A 14,819-nucleotide genomic window follows, 5' to 3' on the forward strand; every position below is an offset into this window, starting at 1 on the left:
GCAGCGCAGGCGTTCAGGCAAAGATGCTTCGGGCTTCCGTGAATCGCTTGGCGAAGTACACATTGTCCATGCGTACCCGCTGCACCGTTCCGCCGCTGGACGGCGCGTGCACAAACTGTCCGTTGCCCACAAAAATTCCCATATGGGAATAGCGCCCGCCCAGGGTGTTGAAGAACACGAAGTCGCCGCGCATCAGATCGCGTCCATCCACCGGGTTGCTGGCCTGCGCCCATTGCGATGTGGTGCGGGGCAGGCGGATTTCCGTGATGCCCCCCACGGCCCACTGAATCAGACCGCTGCAGTCAAAACCGCCTTCAGGCGAGTTGCCGCCATAGGTGTAAGGCGTGTTGACCACCAGCATGGTGCGTGCCAGCAGCGACTCGCGCAGCTCAGCATCCAGACTCAGGGCATTGGCCGGGCGCGCGGAAGATCCGCCTTGCGCAGCAGGCCGGGGCCTGTCTTTGGTGGTGGAACACCCTGCCAGCACCGCAAGCAGCGAGCCCGCCAGCATCAGCGCGCAGCGGCGCTCCAGACATTGAGGCAGAGCTTGCCGCTGACCCGCCTCCACGAAAGTCCTGTCTTGTAGCTTCATGGAAAGGCATGTTCTCAGAAAGCCGCCCAAACAGCCACCGTCTACCCACAATTACTGCGCTTCTTTACAAAAAAGTGAGCTACTCTCGCTTGTCATGCCTTTGATTCAGATGCATTTCTCATCCAAATCCATAAACAACAAGCCAAGCAGCTCACTTTTTAAACACCCTTAGAAACTGACACGCCCCAGGAAAGGGACAGCCAGCAAGCGCCGCCGCGCAGCGAGGCTGTCGTCCCCCTTGGGGGCGCCCGGCCAGGGGAAGCCGCGCAGCGGCTCAGGGGGGGTGATCAATTATCAGAAAGGCAGCTTGGGCATGCCGCCGCCGCCCATCATGCCCTTCATGGCTTTCATGCCGCCCATCTTCTTCATCATCTTCATCAGACCGCCGCCCTTGAACTTCTTCATCATGGTCTGCATCTGCTCGAACTCCTTGAGCAGGCGGTTGACTTCCTGCACCTGCACGCCGGCGCCGTCAGCAATACGCTTTTTGCGCGTGGCCTTGATCAGGGCGGGGTTCTTGCGCTCCTTGAAGGTCATGGAACAGATGATGCCTTCCTTGCGCTTGATCTCGCGCTCGGCCTTGTCCATATCGACCTGACCGGCCTTGCCGGCCAGCTCGGCGGGCAGCTTGTCCATCAGGGTCGAGAGACCGCCCATCTGCTTCATCTGCTGCAGCTGGGCCAGAAAGTCGTTGAGGTCGAAGCCGTCACCGCTCTTGAGCTTCTCGGCCATCTTCTGCGCGGCTTCCATGTCCACGCCCTTGGTGACCTGCTCGACCAGGGCCACGATGTCGCCCATGCCCAGCACGCGCTGTGCGTGGCGGTCGGCATCAAAGACTTCCAGGCCGTCGATCTTTTCCGAGACACCGGCAAACTTGATGGGCGCACCCGTGATCTGGCGCACCGACAGCGCCGCACCGCCGCGCGAATCGCCGTCGAGCTTGGTCAGCACGATTCCGGTCAGCGGCAGCGCTTCCTTGAAGGCCTTGGCGGTGTTGACCGCATCCTGACCCTGCATGGCATCGACCACGAACAGGGTTTCGACGGGTTTGAGCGTGGCGTGCAAATCCTTGATTTCGGCCATCAGCAGCTCGTCGATGGCCAGACGGCCGGCCGTATCCACCAGCAGCACATCGAAGAAATGCTTCTTGGCGTAATCAATCGCGGCCACGGCGATATCGTGTGGCTTCTGGTCGGGCGTGGAGGGAAACCACTCGGCGCCAGCCTGGGCCGTCACGGTCTTGAGCTGCTCGATGGCCGCGGGACGATACACGTCTCCCGAAACCGTGAGCACCTTTTTCTTGCGCTTTTCGATCAGATGCTTGGCCAGCTTGGCCGTGGTCGTGGTCTTGCCTGCGCCTTGCAGACCCGCCATCAGAATGACGGCGGGAGGCTGGGCATTGAGGTTGATGTCGGCCACGCCTTCGCCCATGGTCGCCGCCAACTCCTTGTTGACGATGGACACCAGCACCTGGCCGGGCTGCAGCGAGCTGATGACTTCCTGACCCAGTGCCTTTTCCTTGACGCGGGCAATGAAGTCGCGCACCACGGGCAGGGCCACGTCGGCCTCCAGCAAGGCCATGCGCACTTCGCGCAGCATGTCCTGCACATTGGACTCGGTGATGCGGGCCTGGCCGCGCATCTCTTTGACAAGGCGCGAGAGTTTATCGGTGAGTGCGGAGGCCATAAGCAAAAAGCATTCGAAAGTTATGGATGGACGGAAGTCGTGCGCGAGCGCGCAGCACGACTCTCCGGGCAGCTTGCGGGCCCAGCTCAGGCGAGGCGAAGCTGCATGAACAGGCATTTTACCCGCTGCCCTTGATTGACGATGCCCCGCAGACTTGTCCGTGATCTGCCTCAGGCGTGCAAAGTCGCTCCGCTGTGCTCCACAGCGCCCTCGAAAGAAACCGGGCCGGCCCTGAATCTCGAGCAGAATCGAGCTACCCTGAGAGTCCTGACTCTTGGTGGAAGACTGGCCTGCGGGGCGGGAAGCCTGGAGACATCGTCCGACCGGAGAAAATCCTTGAAGACCGGGCTCAAGAGCCGACGATCTGCCCTGCAAACGCTCAAACCCGCGCTCATGACCGGGTTCAGGCAGTGCTTTATACGCAAAATTGACGGACGGCAGCGGCCTGCAAAAGATGAGTGCGGGCCAGCGGCACTATCATAGAAAGCATGCTCTCCCAACCGCTCACTGCAGCTGGCCCCATTGGCTGGATCCTGGCCATGGCAGCAGCCATTGCCTACGCCATTCCTGCACTTGCCACCCAGCGCCTGCAAGAAGCCGGTGCCCGTCGCTGCCTGCGCCTGGCCTGGGCACTGCATGCCCTGCTGCTGGGCTGGGGTTTGCTTGGCGAGCTGCCGCACTTCGGCTTTGCTCCCGCACTCTCGATCACTGCCTGGCTGGTGCTGACCGTCTATGTGGTGGAGCAGCAGCTCTACCCGCAGCTGCGCTCGCGCTGGCCGCTGTCCATCCTGGGAAGCGTGGCCGTGCTTCTGGCCGTGGTGTTCCCCGGCACACCGCTGCACGTCAACGCCTCGCCCTGGCTGCCTCTGCATCTGGCTCTGGGTATTGCTTCCTACGGCCTGTTTGCCGCAGCCGTCGTTCATGGCGCGCTGATGAGCCATGCCGAGCGGCAGATGCGCCAGGGCGGCGACCATGACAGCGGACTGCCGCTGCTGACGCTGGAGCGGCTGACCTTCCGTTTTGTCGGAGCGGGCTTTGTGCTGCTGACCGCCACACTGGCCGCAGGCTGGCTGTTTGGCGAACAGCTCTATGGCAAGGCATGGGTGTGGAATCACAAATCCATTTTCTCCCTGCTGTCCTGGCTGGCATTTGCCGTGCTGCTGTTCGGCCGCAAGCGATTCGGCTGGCGCGGCCAAAGCGCCGTGCGAGTTCTTTATATCGGCGCCATCTTCTTGCTGCTGGCCTATGTCGGCTCGCGCTTTGTGATTGAAGTCCTGCTGGAGCGCGCAGCATGAAGTATTTGCTGGTCCTGCTGGTCGTGGTGGTGGCTGTCGGAATCTGGCGCAGCAAGCGCCGCGCAGAAGTGGCTGAACAGACCAGGCCTGCCAGTGTCCCCAAGCACGCACAGACCATGGTAGCTTGTGCTCACTGCGGCCTTCACCTGCCGCTGGCTGATGCCGTGAGCGACGCCTCGGGCAAGATCTTCTGCAGCGCGGAACACCGCCGCCTGGCCCAGCAAGACACTGAGCGCCACTGACCGCATGGTGAACTCCGCCTCGCCCTGGCAGCACACCGCCATCCCGCTGGATGCGGCCATCAGCCGGCGCGCAGACGCCAGCCTCAACGCCCCGTTCGTGCGCCTGTGGCAGGCTTTCCTCAGCGGCCGCGTGCTTCTGGCGCTGGCCCTGGTGCTGCTGCAGACACTGAATCTGCAGCTGCAGAACATCAGCTCCCCCCTGGCCTGGCTGATCTGCTTCACCTATCTGACGCTGACCGTCGTGCTGCGCCTGACTGCCGGACGTCATTTGCCGGCGCCTCGCGCAGCCCTGCAATGGCTGCCCGTGATCGGTGTCGACATTGCCGTGATCTTTCTGCTGCAGCTCTTTCAGGTCGGCTCGCTCAACTACACCGCGCTGCTGGCCATTCCCGTCCTGATCTCCTCGGCCCTGGGCGGACTGATGCTGGCCTTTGGCACCACGGCCAGCATCACGCTGCTGACGCTGGCCTACACCTTCTGGCAATACCATGGCGGCCTCAACGACGGCGCCCAGTCTTATTACCAGGCGGCTTTTTCCTGCGCCGGCTATTTCTGCGTGGCCTATCTCACGCACGAGCTGGCCAAGCGTGTCCGGCGCGAGCGCTCCCAGGCCCTGTTCAACCGCTTGCGCACTCAGACCCAGGAGCAGGTCAACAGTCTGGTGATCAACCACTTCTCCGATGGCGTGCTGGTGGTCGACTCGAGCTTGCTGGTTCTGCAGGCCAACCCAGCTGCCTTGCAGCTGCTGGGCCTCGCCATGGATCACCCCCAGCCTTTTTCCCTGCAGGCCCACAGTTGGTGGGAGCCGCTGGCGCATTCAACACAAGCCAGCTTTGCCCATGCCCGCCCACTGTCCGCCACGATTCACCTGCAGGCTCATGAACGACACGGCGCCACGGGCATGCATGTGCGCACACGCATCACCGAAGTTTCGGCGCCCTATCTGGACGAGGGGCCACAGGCGCAAGCCAGCCATTCGCTTTGCGTCATGTTTCTTCACGACCTGCGCGAAATGGAAGCGCAGCTGCGCACCGAAAAGCTGGCCTCCATGGGCCGTATGTCGGCTGCCGTAGCCCATGAAATACGCAACCCGCTCGCGGCCATCACCCAGGCCAATGCGCTGCTGGCCGAAGACCTGGCGAGCCAGCCCGGCCCCCAACAGCTATGCCGCATCGTGGGGCAGAATGCCGACCGACTGGCCCGCATCGCCGAAGAAATCCTCAACCTGGCGCGCGTGCAGCAGGGCACAGAAACCCATCAGGGCCAGTCGCTGCCGCTGGACACCCTGCTGGCCCAGATCAGCCATGAATGGCGCATACAGGCCACTCCGCCGCGCCAGCTTCTGCTGCGGCTCAATGCAACGGCCCGCCATATCCTGTTCGATGAAGAGCATCTGCGCCGCGTGCTGATCAACTTGCTGGACAATGCCCAGCGCCACCGCAGCCATGCCGACAATGAGGCGGGCCTGCAGCTGATCAGCGGCCACGGGCCCTTGAACGGTCGGATCCAGGGTCTCGCACCGCAGGACGACACCTGCTGGTTCATGGTCTGGAGTGATGGGGCACCGCTGGAGTCCAGCGTCGAGCGCCATCTGTTCGAGCCGTTCTTCTCCTCTCAAAGCCGCTCCAGCGGCCTCGGACTCTATATATGCCGCGAGCTGTGCCAGCGCTACGATGCCTCCATCAGCTATCAACGCCTGGCTCGCAAAACACCGCAAGGCGAGGTGAACGGCAATGCCTTTATCGTGACTCTGCGCAGCGGCCCTTCATCCCTCGCGAGCCACTCTCTGTTTGACTCGATCATGGTGTAAGCCCAGTGACATCATCGCCTCACTCATCCGCAGCGGCCAGCATTCTCGTGGTCGATGATGAACCGGATCTGCGCACGCTCTACGAGCTGACCTTGTTGCGGGAAGGCTACCGCGTGGAAACCGCGGGCTCGGTCCAGGAAGGCATGACTCAGCTGCAAGGCCGCAATTTCGATGTCTTGATTACCGATATGCGCCTGCCCGACGGGATCGGCATGGAGCTGCTGCTGCAGCTGCGCGATCAGTCGCGCAGCGAGCGCTGCATCGTCATGACGGCCTACGGCTCTGCCGAAAACGCCGTCGAGGCCCTGCGCGCGGGCGCGTTCGACTATCTGACCAAGCCCGTGGACCTGCGCCAGTTCCGCCAGGTCGTGGCCTCGGCCGTGCAAGGCATTGGCGCAGTGCTCAAGCCCGGCAACCCAACGACCAGCGATAGCTCGGCGGCCAGCGGCACTGGTGCGGGAACGCCAGCTGGCGCCCTGGAGGCTCTGGTTGGCCAGTCTCAGGCCATGCAACTGGTCAAGCAGCGCATTGCCAAGGTCGCCAAAGGTATGGCTCCCGTGCTGATCCACGGTGAATCCGGCACGGGCAAGGAACTGGTGGCACGCGCCCTGCACGGCTGCAGCCAGCGGGCCGACGGTCCCATGGTCGCAGTCAACTGCGGTGCCATCCCGGAAAGCCTGCTCGAAGCCGAGTTCTTCGGTGCCCGCAAGGGCTCCTACACCGGCGCCACCCAGGACAGGCCCGGCTACTTCCAGGCCGCACAGGGCGGCACCTTGTTTCTCGATGAAATCGGCGACCTGCCCCTGGCCATGCAGGCCAAGCTGCTGCGCGCCATTCAGGAACGCAAGATTCGTCCGCTGGGCAGCACCCAGGAAGAAGCCGTCGATGTGCGCATCGTCAGCGCCACCCACCGCGATCTGGGAGCGGAAGTGCAGGCCGGCAATTTCCGCCAGGACCTGTTCTACCGTCTCAATGTCATCGAAATCGAACTGCCCGCGCTGCGCGAGCGCCGTGAAGACCTGGGCCAGCTATGCCAGGCTTTGCTGCAAAAGCTGGCCCGCGAGTCCGGACTGGCTACGCCGGAGCTGGACGACATCAGCCTGAGCCAGATAGCCCAGCTCCCGCTGCCTGGCAATGTGCGCGAGCTGGAGAACGTGCTGCACCGCGCCATTGCACTGGGCGAGGAAGGCCCGCTGCGCCTGCCCGAATCCGGCGTTCCGGCCGAGGGCACTGGTGTGGCGGCAGCCGCTTCCTCGGACGCTTTGGCATCGAGCGCACCGCCGCCGCAAACTCAGCACGCAGGCAGTCCGGCCACGCTGCCGGAGGATCTGCAAGGCTGGCTGGATGAACAGGAGCGCAGCATCTTGGTCAGAGCCCTGCAGGACAACGGCTTCAACCGCACAGCCACGGCGGCCAGACTGGGCATCAGCCTGCGCCAGATTCGCTACCGCATCGACCGTCTGGGCATAGACCTGCCGGCCGAAGGCAGCAAACACCAGAGCGACAATGTCTGATCCCGCACCCCATTCTCCATCCTTGCCGCTGCCACAGCAGCCCTGGCAGGCCGGCTGGTATGGTGCGGCGCGTCCGCTGAGATCTCCCAATTTCGGCCCTCGCCCCGTGGATGCGCAGATCGACCTCGTCGTCATCCACTCCATCAGCCTGCCTCCGGGCCAGTACGGTACAGGCGCGGTGCAGCAGCTGTTCACCAATCAGCTGGACTGGGACGCCCACTCCTATTACCAGGGCATTCGCGGCCTCGAAGTCTCGTCACATTTCTTTATCACGCGTCAGGGCGAAATCTGGCAGTTCGTCAGCTGCGACGACCGTGCCTGGCATGCCGGCGTGAGCCAGTGGCGCGGGCGCGAGCGCTGCAACGACGACTCCATCGGCATCGAACTCGAAGGCCTGGAAGGCCTGAGCTTTGAAGCTCCGCAGTACCAGGCCCTGCAGCAGCTTTGCATAGCCATCGCGGCGCAATATCCGGTGCGCTACATCGCCGGGCACGAGCACATCGCCCCCGGGCGCAAGCAGGACCCCGGACCCGGTTTCGACTGGCAGTGGCTGCAGCAGCAGCTGGCCAGCGCAGGCAGCACCCGAAGCTGGAAATTCCCCCCCGGTCCGGCAGACTCAGGCACTGCCTGAAATCTTCATAGCATCTCCCGCCTTTCAGCCGTCGATTTCATACATATTCGTAGCTGAAATCTTTTACTGGCAGGCGCTATGTGCTCCTCATTTTGAGAATCCCAAGCATCCATCGTTGCGGGGCTTCGAAACGGCATGTCAATGGCGCGCGCGCAACAACTGTCGCCTGCATCAAACACGCAAATTTTTTACATATTTCCGGCCCGATCTGCCGCCGCGCGCAACCGCGCCACAGGCCTTTATTCATGCGGGATGAAGTCATTTTTGCGGCTGTCAAGCGACGCTAGAAATGCCAGATTCAGTAGTTTCATCAGGTCGCTCGGATTTAAGCGCGATACACTACCGGTAGTGTTTTGAAGAGCCTCAGACCCCATATCTAGTGTTTACAAGTTGTGCACACCCTGTGCAAACCATGTGTAAACCGAGGCGCCGAATCGTGTTTTTGATGGCCTGCCCACAGTGCAGGCCTTTGTCTGCCTATCCACATATTGACTCAGAGGAACTTATGCAAGAAGCGTTGAACTCACTGCCTTCTGCCGCACCTGCCGGTGCAGCCAATTCTTCCTCCCCCAATGACAGCTATCAGATCATCCGCCGCAGCGGCGATGTGGTGGCTTTCGCGCCCCAGAAGATTGCCGTGGCCCTGACCAAGGCATTCCTGGCTGTGCGCGGCGCGCAGGGCGCAGCGTCTGCCAGCGTGCGCGACACCGTCAACGAACTGACCGAAGGCGTGGTGCGCGCACTGGTGCGCTCGCGTCCCGATGGCGGCACCTTCCATATTGAAGATGTGCAGGACCAGGTCGAGCTGGGCCTGATGCGCGCCGGTCATCAGGACGTGGCCCGCGCCTATGTGCTGTACCGCGAGCGCCGCAACCAGGAACGTGCCGAGCAGAAGAAGGCCGCCGAAGTGGCCGCCGCTGCCGCCGCCAAACCCGTGCTGCATGTGACCGACAACGGCCAGCGCGTGCCCCTGGACCAGGAGCGCCTGGAGGCTCTGATCGTCGCTTCCTGCCGCAATCTGAATGCCGACATCCAGTCCGCGCCCATCGTGGCCGAAACCCTGCGCAATCTGTACGACGGCGTGCCTCTGGCCGAGGTCTACAAGGCATCCATCCTGGCCGCCCGTACGCTGATCGAAAAAGACCCTGACTACACCTACGTCACCGCCCGCCTGCTGCTGCACACCATCGTGCGCGAAGTCATGGGCCGCGACGTGCAGCCCGCAGAAATGCAGGCCGCCTATGCCGACTACTTCCCCGGCTTTGTGCAAAAAGGCGTGGACAACGAGCTGCTCAACCCCGAGCTGCTGAACTACGACCTGCCCCGTCTGGCCAAGGCCCTGAAGGCCGAGCGCGACGAGCAGTTCGACTACCTGGGTCTGCAGACCCTGTACGACCGCTACTTCCTGCACGTGCGCAAGACCCGCATCGAGCTGCCCCAGTCCTTCTTCATGCGCGTGGCCATGGGCCTGGCGCTGAACGAGCCCGACCGCAACGCCCGTGCCATCGAGTTCTACGAACTGCTGTCGTCCTTCGACTTCATGTCGTCCACCCCCACGCTGTTCAACAGCGGCACGCTGCGCTCGCAGCTGTCGTCCTGCTACCTGACCACCGTGCCCGACGACCTGGACGGCATCTACGAATCCATCAAGGAAAACGCTCTGCTGTCCAAGTTTGCCGGCGGCCTGGGCAATGACTGGACCCGTGTGCGTGCCCTGGGCTCGCGCATCAAGGGCACCAACGGCGAATCGCAAGGCGTGGTTCCCTTCCTCAAGGTGGTCAACGACACGGCCGTGGCCGTGAACCAGGGCGGCAAGCGCAAGGGCGCAGTCTGTACCTATCTGGAGTCCTGGCACCTGGACATCGAAGAGTTCCTGGAGCTGCGCAAGAACACCGGCGACGACCGCCGCCGCACCCACGACATGAACACGGCGAACTGGATTCCCGACCTGTTCATGAAGCGCGTGATGGAAAAAGGCCAGTGGACCCTGTTCTCGCCCGCTGACGCTCCCGATCTGCACGACCTGTACGGCGAAGCCTTCGAGAAGGCCTACACCGCCTATGAAGCCAAGGTCGACAGCGGCGAGCTCAAGCTGTTCAAGCGCGTGCCTGCCGTGGATCTGTGGCGCAAGATGCTCTCGATGCTGTTCGAGACCGGCCATCCCTGGATCACCTTCAAGGACCCCTGCAACATCCGCTCGCCCCAGCAGCACGTGGGTGTGGTGCACTCGTCCAATCTGTGCACCGAGATCACGCTCAACACCAGCGACACCGAAACCGCGGTCTGCAACCTGGGTTCCGTGAACCTGGTCCAGCACATCAAGGACGGCAAGATCGACCACGACAAGCTGCGCAAGACCGTGAACACGGCCATGCGCATGCTGGACAACGTGATCGACATCAACTACTACGCCGTGCAAAAGGCCAAGGACTCCAATCTGCGCCACCGCCCCGTGGGCATGGGCCTGATGGGTTTCCAGGATGCGCTGTATGAAATGCGCACCGCCTACGCCAGCCAGGGCGCCGTCGAGTTCGCCGACGAGGCCATGGAAGCCATCTGCTACTACGCTTACTGGGCGTCGACCGAGCTGTCCAAGGAACGCGGCACCTACTCCACCTTCAAGGGATCGCTGTGGGATCAGGGCATCCTGCCCCCCGACACTCTGAAGCTGCTGGAAAAGGCCCGCGGCGGCTATGTGGAAGTGGATCGCTCCGCCAAGCTGGACTGGGACGCCCTGCGCGCCAAGATCGCCAAGGACGGCATGCGCAACTCCAACTGCGTGGCCATTGCCCCCACCGCCACCATCTCCAACATCGTGGGTGTGGATGCCTCGATCGAGCCTTCGTTCGGCAACCTGTCCGTGAAGTCCAATCTGTCGGGCGAATTCACCGTCATCAACCAGTACCTGGTGCGCGACCTCAAGCGTCTGGGCCTGTGGGACGACGTGATGGTCATGGACCTCAAGCATTTCGACGGCTCGCTGCGCGCCATCGACCGCGTGCCGCAAGAGATCAAGAACCTCTACGCCACCGCGTTCGAAGTCTCGCCCGAATGGCTGGTGGAAGCCGCCTCGCGCCGCCAGAAGTGGATCGACCAGGCCCAGAGCCTGAACATCTACATGGCCGGTGCATCGGGCAAGAAGCTGCACGACACCTATATGCTGGCCTGGCTGCGCGGTCTGAAGACCACCTACTACCTGCGCACCACCAGCGCGACCAATATCGAGAAGTCCACCGTGCAAAGTCGTGTGCTGAACGCCGTGTCCTCCGGCGCTCCTGCTGCTTCGGCTGCCCCCGCGGCCAAGCCTGCGGTGAGCGCACTGGAAGCCGCTGCCGCTGCTGCACGTGCCCAGGCACCCGCCACGGACATCAAGTTCTGCGCGATTGACGACCCTGGTTGCGAGGCTTGCCAGTAACTGGCAACACCCCCTGAGGCGCTCCGCGCCTTCCCCCTTCCTCGCTACGCGGGAGGGGGACGACACCTTCGCTGCGAGACGGCTCTTGCTCGGTGTCTTTGGGTTGGAGGGCGCCAGTTTTCAGTGGCGCTTATTAAATAGATAAATCAGAAGGCTGGATGTTGAATGCACTGCACCCAGCTTTTCCCTTGAAGGAATAAATCATGCTGAGCTTTGACGACGACACCTTTGCCCCTTCCGCCACCAGCGCAGAAGCTGGCGCGTCCACCAGCACCCACAAGCGCGTGAATGCCGCCGACAAGCGCATCATCAACGCCAAGACCGACGTGAACCAGCTGGTCCCCTTCAAGTACAAGTGGGCCTGGGAAAAGTATCTGGCCACCTGCGCCAACCACTGGATGCCGCAGGAAGTGAACATGACGCGCGACATCGCGCTGTGGAAGGATCCCAACGGTCTGACCGAAGACGAGCGTCGCATCGTCAAGCGCAATCTGGGCTTCTTTGTGACGGCCGATTCGCTGGCCGCCAACAACATCGTGCTGGGCACCTACCGCCACATCACGGCGCCCGAGTGCCGCCAGTTCCTGCTGCGCCAGGCCTTCGAAGAAGCCATCCACACCCATGCCTACCAGTACATCGTGGAGTCGCTGGGTCTGGATGAATCGGAAATCTTCAATGCCTACAACGAAGTCCAATCCATCCGCGACAAGGACGAGTTCCTGATCCCCTTCATCGAAGCGATCATGGACCCCAACTTCCACACCGGCACGCCCGAAACCGACCAGACTCTGCTGAAGTCGCTGATCGTTTTTGCCTGCCTGATGGAAGGCCTGTTCTTCTACGTGGGCTTCACGCAAATCCTGGCCCTGGGCCGCCAGAACAAGATGACGGGCGCTGCCGAGCAGTACCAGTACATCCTGCGTGACGAGTCCATGCACTGCAACTTCGGCATCGATCTGATCAACCAGCTCAAGCTCGAGAACCCCCATCTGTGGACGGCCGAGTTCAAGCAGGAAATCACGGAGCTGTTCCAGAAGGCTGTGGAGCTCGAATATCGCTATGCCGAGGACACCATGCCACGCGGCGTGCTGGGCATGAATGCATCCATGTTCAAGGGCTATCTGCGCTACATCGCCAACCGTCGCGCCACGCAGATCGGTCTGGAGGAACTGTTCCCCGGTGAAGAAAATCCCTTCCCCTGGATGAGCGAAATGATCGATTTGAAGAAAGAACGTAACTTCTTTGAGACACGAGTGATCGAGTATCAGACCGGAGGCGCACTTTCTTGGGATTAATTGCTTCTAAGCAGGCACAATGCGAGTCATGACTTGCTTCACTTCATTGCTACAAAAAACTGAGATTTTTGGCGTGAAGCAAATTTGTGTTCCTAGCGATGCGTAACTCCACATCGCTTTGAATCGTCCGGCACTGCAAAGAACCGGACGTCTTATGCAAATCAACGAAGGAGAAAATGATGGCAACTGCGAAGAAGACGGCCGCCAAGGCCACAACCGAGAAAAAGACACCTGCCAAGAAGGCGGCCGCGCCCAAGGCTGAAGCTGTGAAGAAGGCAGCTGCAACCAAGACCGCCGCCCCCAAGGCCGCTGCTCCTGCCAAGGCTGCACCCAAGAAGGCTGCAACCACTGCCAAGGCTGCTGCTCCTGCAAAGGCTGCACCCAAGAAGGCTGCAACCGCTGCCAAGGCTGCTGCTCCTGCCAAGGCTGCACCCAAGAAGGCTGCAACCGCTGCCAAGGCTGCTGCTCCTGCCAAGGCTGCAACCAAGAAGGCTGCAACTGCTGCCAAGGCTGCTGCTCCTGCCAAGGCCGCCCCCAAGAAGGCTGCAACCGCTGCCAAGGCTGCCGCTCCTGCCAAGGCCGCCCCCAAGAAGGCTGCAGCTGCTGCCAAGGCTGCTGCTCCTGCCAAGGCCGCCCCCAAGAAGTCTGCAACTGCTGCCAAGGCTGCACCCAAGAAGGCTGCAACCGCTGCCAAGGCTGCTGCTCCTGCAAAGGCTGCACCCAAGAAGGCTGCAACCGCTGCCAAGGCTGCTGCTCCTGCAAAGGCTGCACCCAAGAAGGCTGCAACCGCTGCCAAGGCTGCTGCTCCTGCAAAGGCTGCACCCAAGAAGGCTGCAACTGCTGCCAAGGCTGCTGCTCCTGCTAAGACTGCACCCAAGAAGGCTGCAACCGCTGCCAAGGCTGCTGCTCCTGCTAAGACTGCACCCAAGAAGGCTGCAACCGCTGCCAAGGCTGCTGCTCCTGCCAAGGCTGCACCCAAGAAGGCTGCAACTGCTGCCAAGGCTGCTGCTCCTGCCAAGGCTGCACCCAAGAAGGCTGCAACTGCTGCCAAGGCTGCTGCCCCTGCCAAGGCTGCACCCAAGAAGGCTGCAACTGCTGCCAAGGCCGCTGCTCCCAAGAAGGCTGCTCCCAAGAAGGCTGCCGCACCTGCACCTGCACCTGCACCTGCACCTGCACCTGCCGCCGTGACCGAAACCACTGCACCCGTGGCGCAGACCCGCCTGGCACCTCAAGCGGCCTGGCCCTTCCCCACAGGTAACAAGCCCTGATCGGTTCGCTGACCTGCACGCCATAAAAAAGCCCGAGCTCTCTTGCGAGAGCCGGGCTTTTTTACATGCACCGCGATCAGTACCCTCAGGGCACCGACATCGCATCAGGGCTGGAAGTCCAGCTGATAGTTCTGCGGGCCGCGTTGCGCAATCTTCAGCGCCCCCAAGCGGTTGCCCAGTTCGGCGCAACGCAGCAGATCCCAGCCACGCTCCAGACCAAACAGGAAAGCACCGCGCCAGGCATCGCCACAACCCGTGGGGTCGACCACGGCGGCGGGCTTCACCGGCGCCACCAGGGTCTTCTCACCCTGCTGCCAGACTTCGCAGCCTTCGGCACCCAGGGTCACGACCAGGCCGCGCACCTTGCGCGAGATCTCGTCAAAGCTCAGGCCCGTGCGCTCGCTGAGCATCTTGCCTTCATAGTCGTTCACTGCCACCCAGTCGGCCTGCTCGATAAAAGCCTTGAGCTCGTCGCCATTGAACATGGGCAGGCCCTGACCCGGATCGAACACAAAAGGAATCCCTGCGGCCTTGAACTGGGCGGCGTGCTCGATCATGGCTTGACGGCCATCGGGAGCAATGATGCCGATCTTGACATCGGCAGCCATGTCGGCGGTGATGCGGTTCTCGTGCGCCTGCATCATGGCGCCTGGGTGGAAAGCCGTGATCTGGTTGTTGTCATGGTCGGTCATGATCATGCACTGCGCGGTGTGCGTGCTCTGCAGCTGACCCACATGACGGGTCTCAATGCCCAGCTCCTTGAAGCGCTGCACATAATCCGCACCGTCACTGCCCACCATGGCCATGGGGTGTGCATCGCCACCGAGCAGTTTCAGGCTATAGGCAATATTGCCGGCACAGCCACCAAAGTCGCGGCGCAGCGTGGGCACCAGAAACGACACATTGAGGATGTGCAGCTGGTCGGGAAGAATCTGGTCGGCAAAACGACCTTCAAAGGTCATGATGTTGTCGAATGCCAGCGACCCGCAGATCAAAGCGGCCATGGTGCGTTCTCTTTCAGAAATGAATGAAGGGTGGCTTGCGCCAACAAGGATGTACAACGGGCATTTC

11 protein-coding genes are annotated in these 14,819 nt (G+C 62.0%); 8 read left to right on the forward strand and 3 right to left on the reverse strand.

Annotated features, from left to right (window positions below):
- Positions 1-13: 13 nt before the first annotated feature.
- Positions 14-592, reverse strand: a complete 579-nt coding sequence (locus tag NOX35_RS22835) for a C40 family peptidase (protein ID WP_182284540.1) — start codon at positions 590-592, stop codon at positions 14-16.
- A 294-nt stretch (positions 593-886) separates the two neighbouring features.
- On the reverse strand, positions 887-2,278 hold the full coding sequence (gene ffh, locus NOX35_RS22840) for a signal recognition particle protein (protein ID WP_003070990.1): 1,392 nt from the start codon (positions 2,276-2,278) through the stop codon (positions 887-889).
- A 488-nt stretch (positions 2,279-2,766) separates the two neighbouring features.
- Here ffh and NOX35_RS22845 point away from each other — a divergent pair, with 488 nt between their 5' ends.
- From NOX35_RS22845 to NOX35_RS28860, 8 genes are all read left to right on the forward strand, one after another.
- On the forward strand, positions 2,767-3,573 hold the full coding sequence (locus NOX35_RS22845; protein ID WP_182284541.1) for an inner membrane protein YpjD: 807 nt from the start codon (positions 2,767-2,769) through the stop codon (positions 3,571-3,573).
- Complete coding sequence (locus NOX35_RS22850) at positions 3,570-3,815, forward strand: PP0621 family protein (protein WP_182284542.1); 246 nt, start codon at positions 3,570-3,572, stop codon at positions 3,813-3,815. Before NOX35_RS22845 ends, NOX35_RS22850 begins: the two co-directional genes overlap by 4 nt.
- Positions 3,816-3,819: 4 nt before the next feature.
- A complete protein-coding gene (locus tag NOX35_RS22855) occupies positions 3,820-5,625 on the forward strand; it encodes a PAS domain-containing sensor histidine kinase (RefSeq protein ID WP_182284543.1) in 1,806 nt (601 codons plus the stop codon).
- A gap of 47 nt (positions 5,626-5,672) precedes the next feature.
- The gene (locus NOX35_RS22860) at positions 5,673-7,139 is read left to right on the forward strand and encodes a sigma-54 dependent transcriptional regulator (protein WP_182287303.1); all 1,467 of its coding nucleotides are present in this window, start codon (positions 5,673-5,675) and stop codon (positions 7,137-7,139) included.
- On the forward strand, positions 7,132-7,770 hold the full coding sequence (gene ampD, locus NOX35_RS22865; RefSeq protein WP_182284544.1) for a 1,6-anhydro-N-acetylmuramyl-L-alanine amidase AmpD: 639 nt from the start codon (positions 7,132-7,134) through the stop codon (positions 7,768-7,770). The genes NOX35_RS22860 and ampD overlap by 8 nt, the downstream gene beginning before the upstream one ends.
- A 505-nt stretch (positions 7,771-8,275) precedes the next feature.
- Positions 8,276-11,185, forward strand: a complete 2,910-nt coding sequence (locus NOX35_RS22870; RefSeq protein WP_182284545.1) for a ribonucleoside-diphosphate reductase subunit alpha — start codon at positions 8,276-8,278, stop codon at positions 11,183-11,185.
- A 203-nt stretch (positions 11,186-11,388) separates the two neighbouring features.
- Positions 11,389-12,480: a ribonucleotide-diphosphate reductase subunit beta gene (locus NOX35_RS22875; protein ID WP_034357815.1), complete on the forward strand. Its 1,092-nt coding sequence runs from the start codon at positions 11,389-11,391 to the stop codon at positions 12,478-12,480.
- Positions 12,481-12,659: 179 nt separating this feature from the next.
- Entirely contained in the window at positions 12,660-13,748 is a 1,089-nt protein-coding gene (locus NOX35_RS28860) for a hypothetical protein (protein WP_371878504.1), read from the forward strand.
- Between the two features lie 104 nt (positions 13,749-13,852).
- Here NOX35_RS28860 and NOX35_RS22885 read toward each other — a convergent pair whose 3' ends face one another.
- Complete coding sequence (locus NOX35_RS22885; RefSeq protein WP_182284547.1) at positions 13,853-14,752, reverse strand: carbohydrate kinase family protein; 900 nt, start codon at positions 14,750-14,752, stop codon at positions 13,853-13,855.
- Positions 14,753-14,819 lie beyond the last annotated feature (67 nt).

Source organism: Comamonas sp. C11 (assembly GCF_024496285.1).
In the GTDB taxonomy this organism is placed as follows: Bacteria; Pseudomonadota; Gammaproteobacteria; order Burkholderiales; family Burkholderiaceae_C; genus Comamonas; species Comamonas testosteroni_F.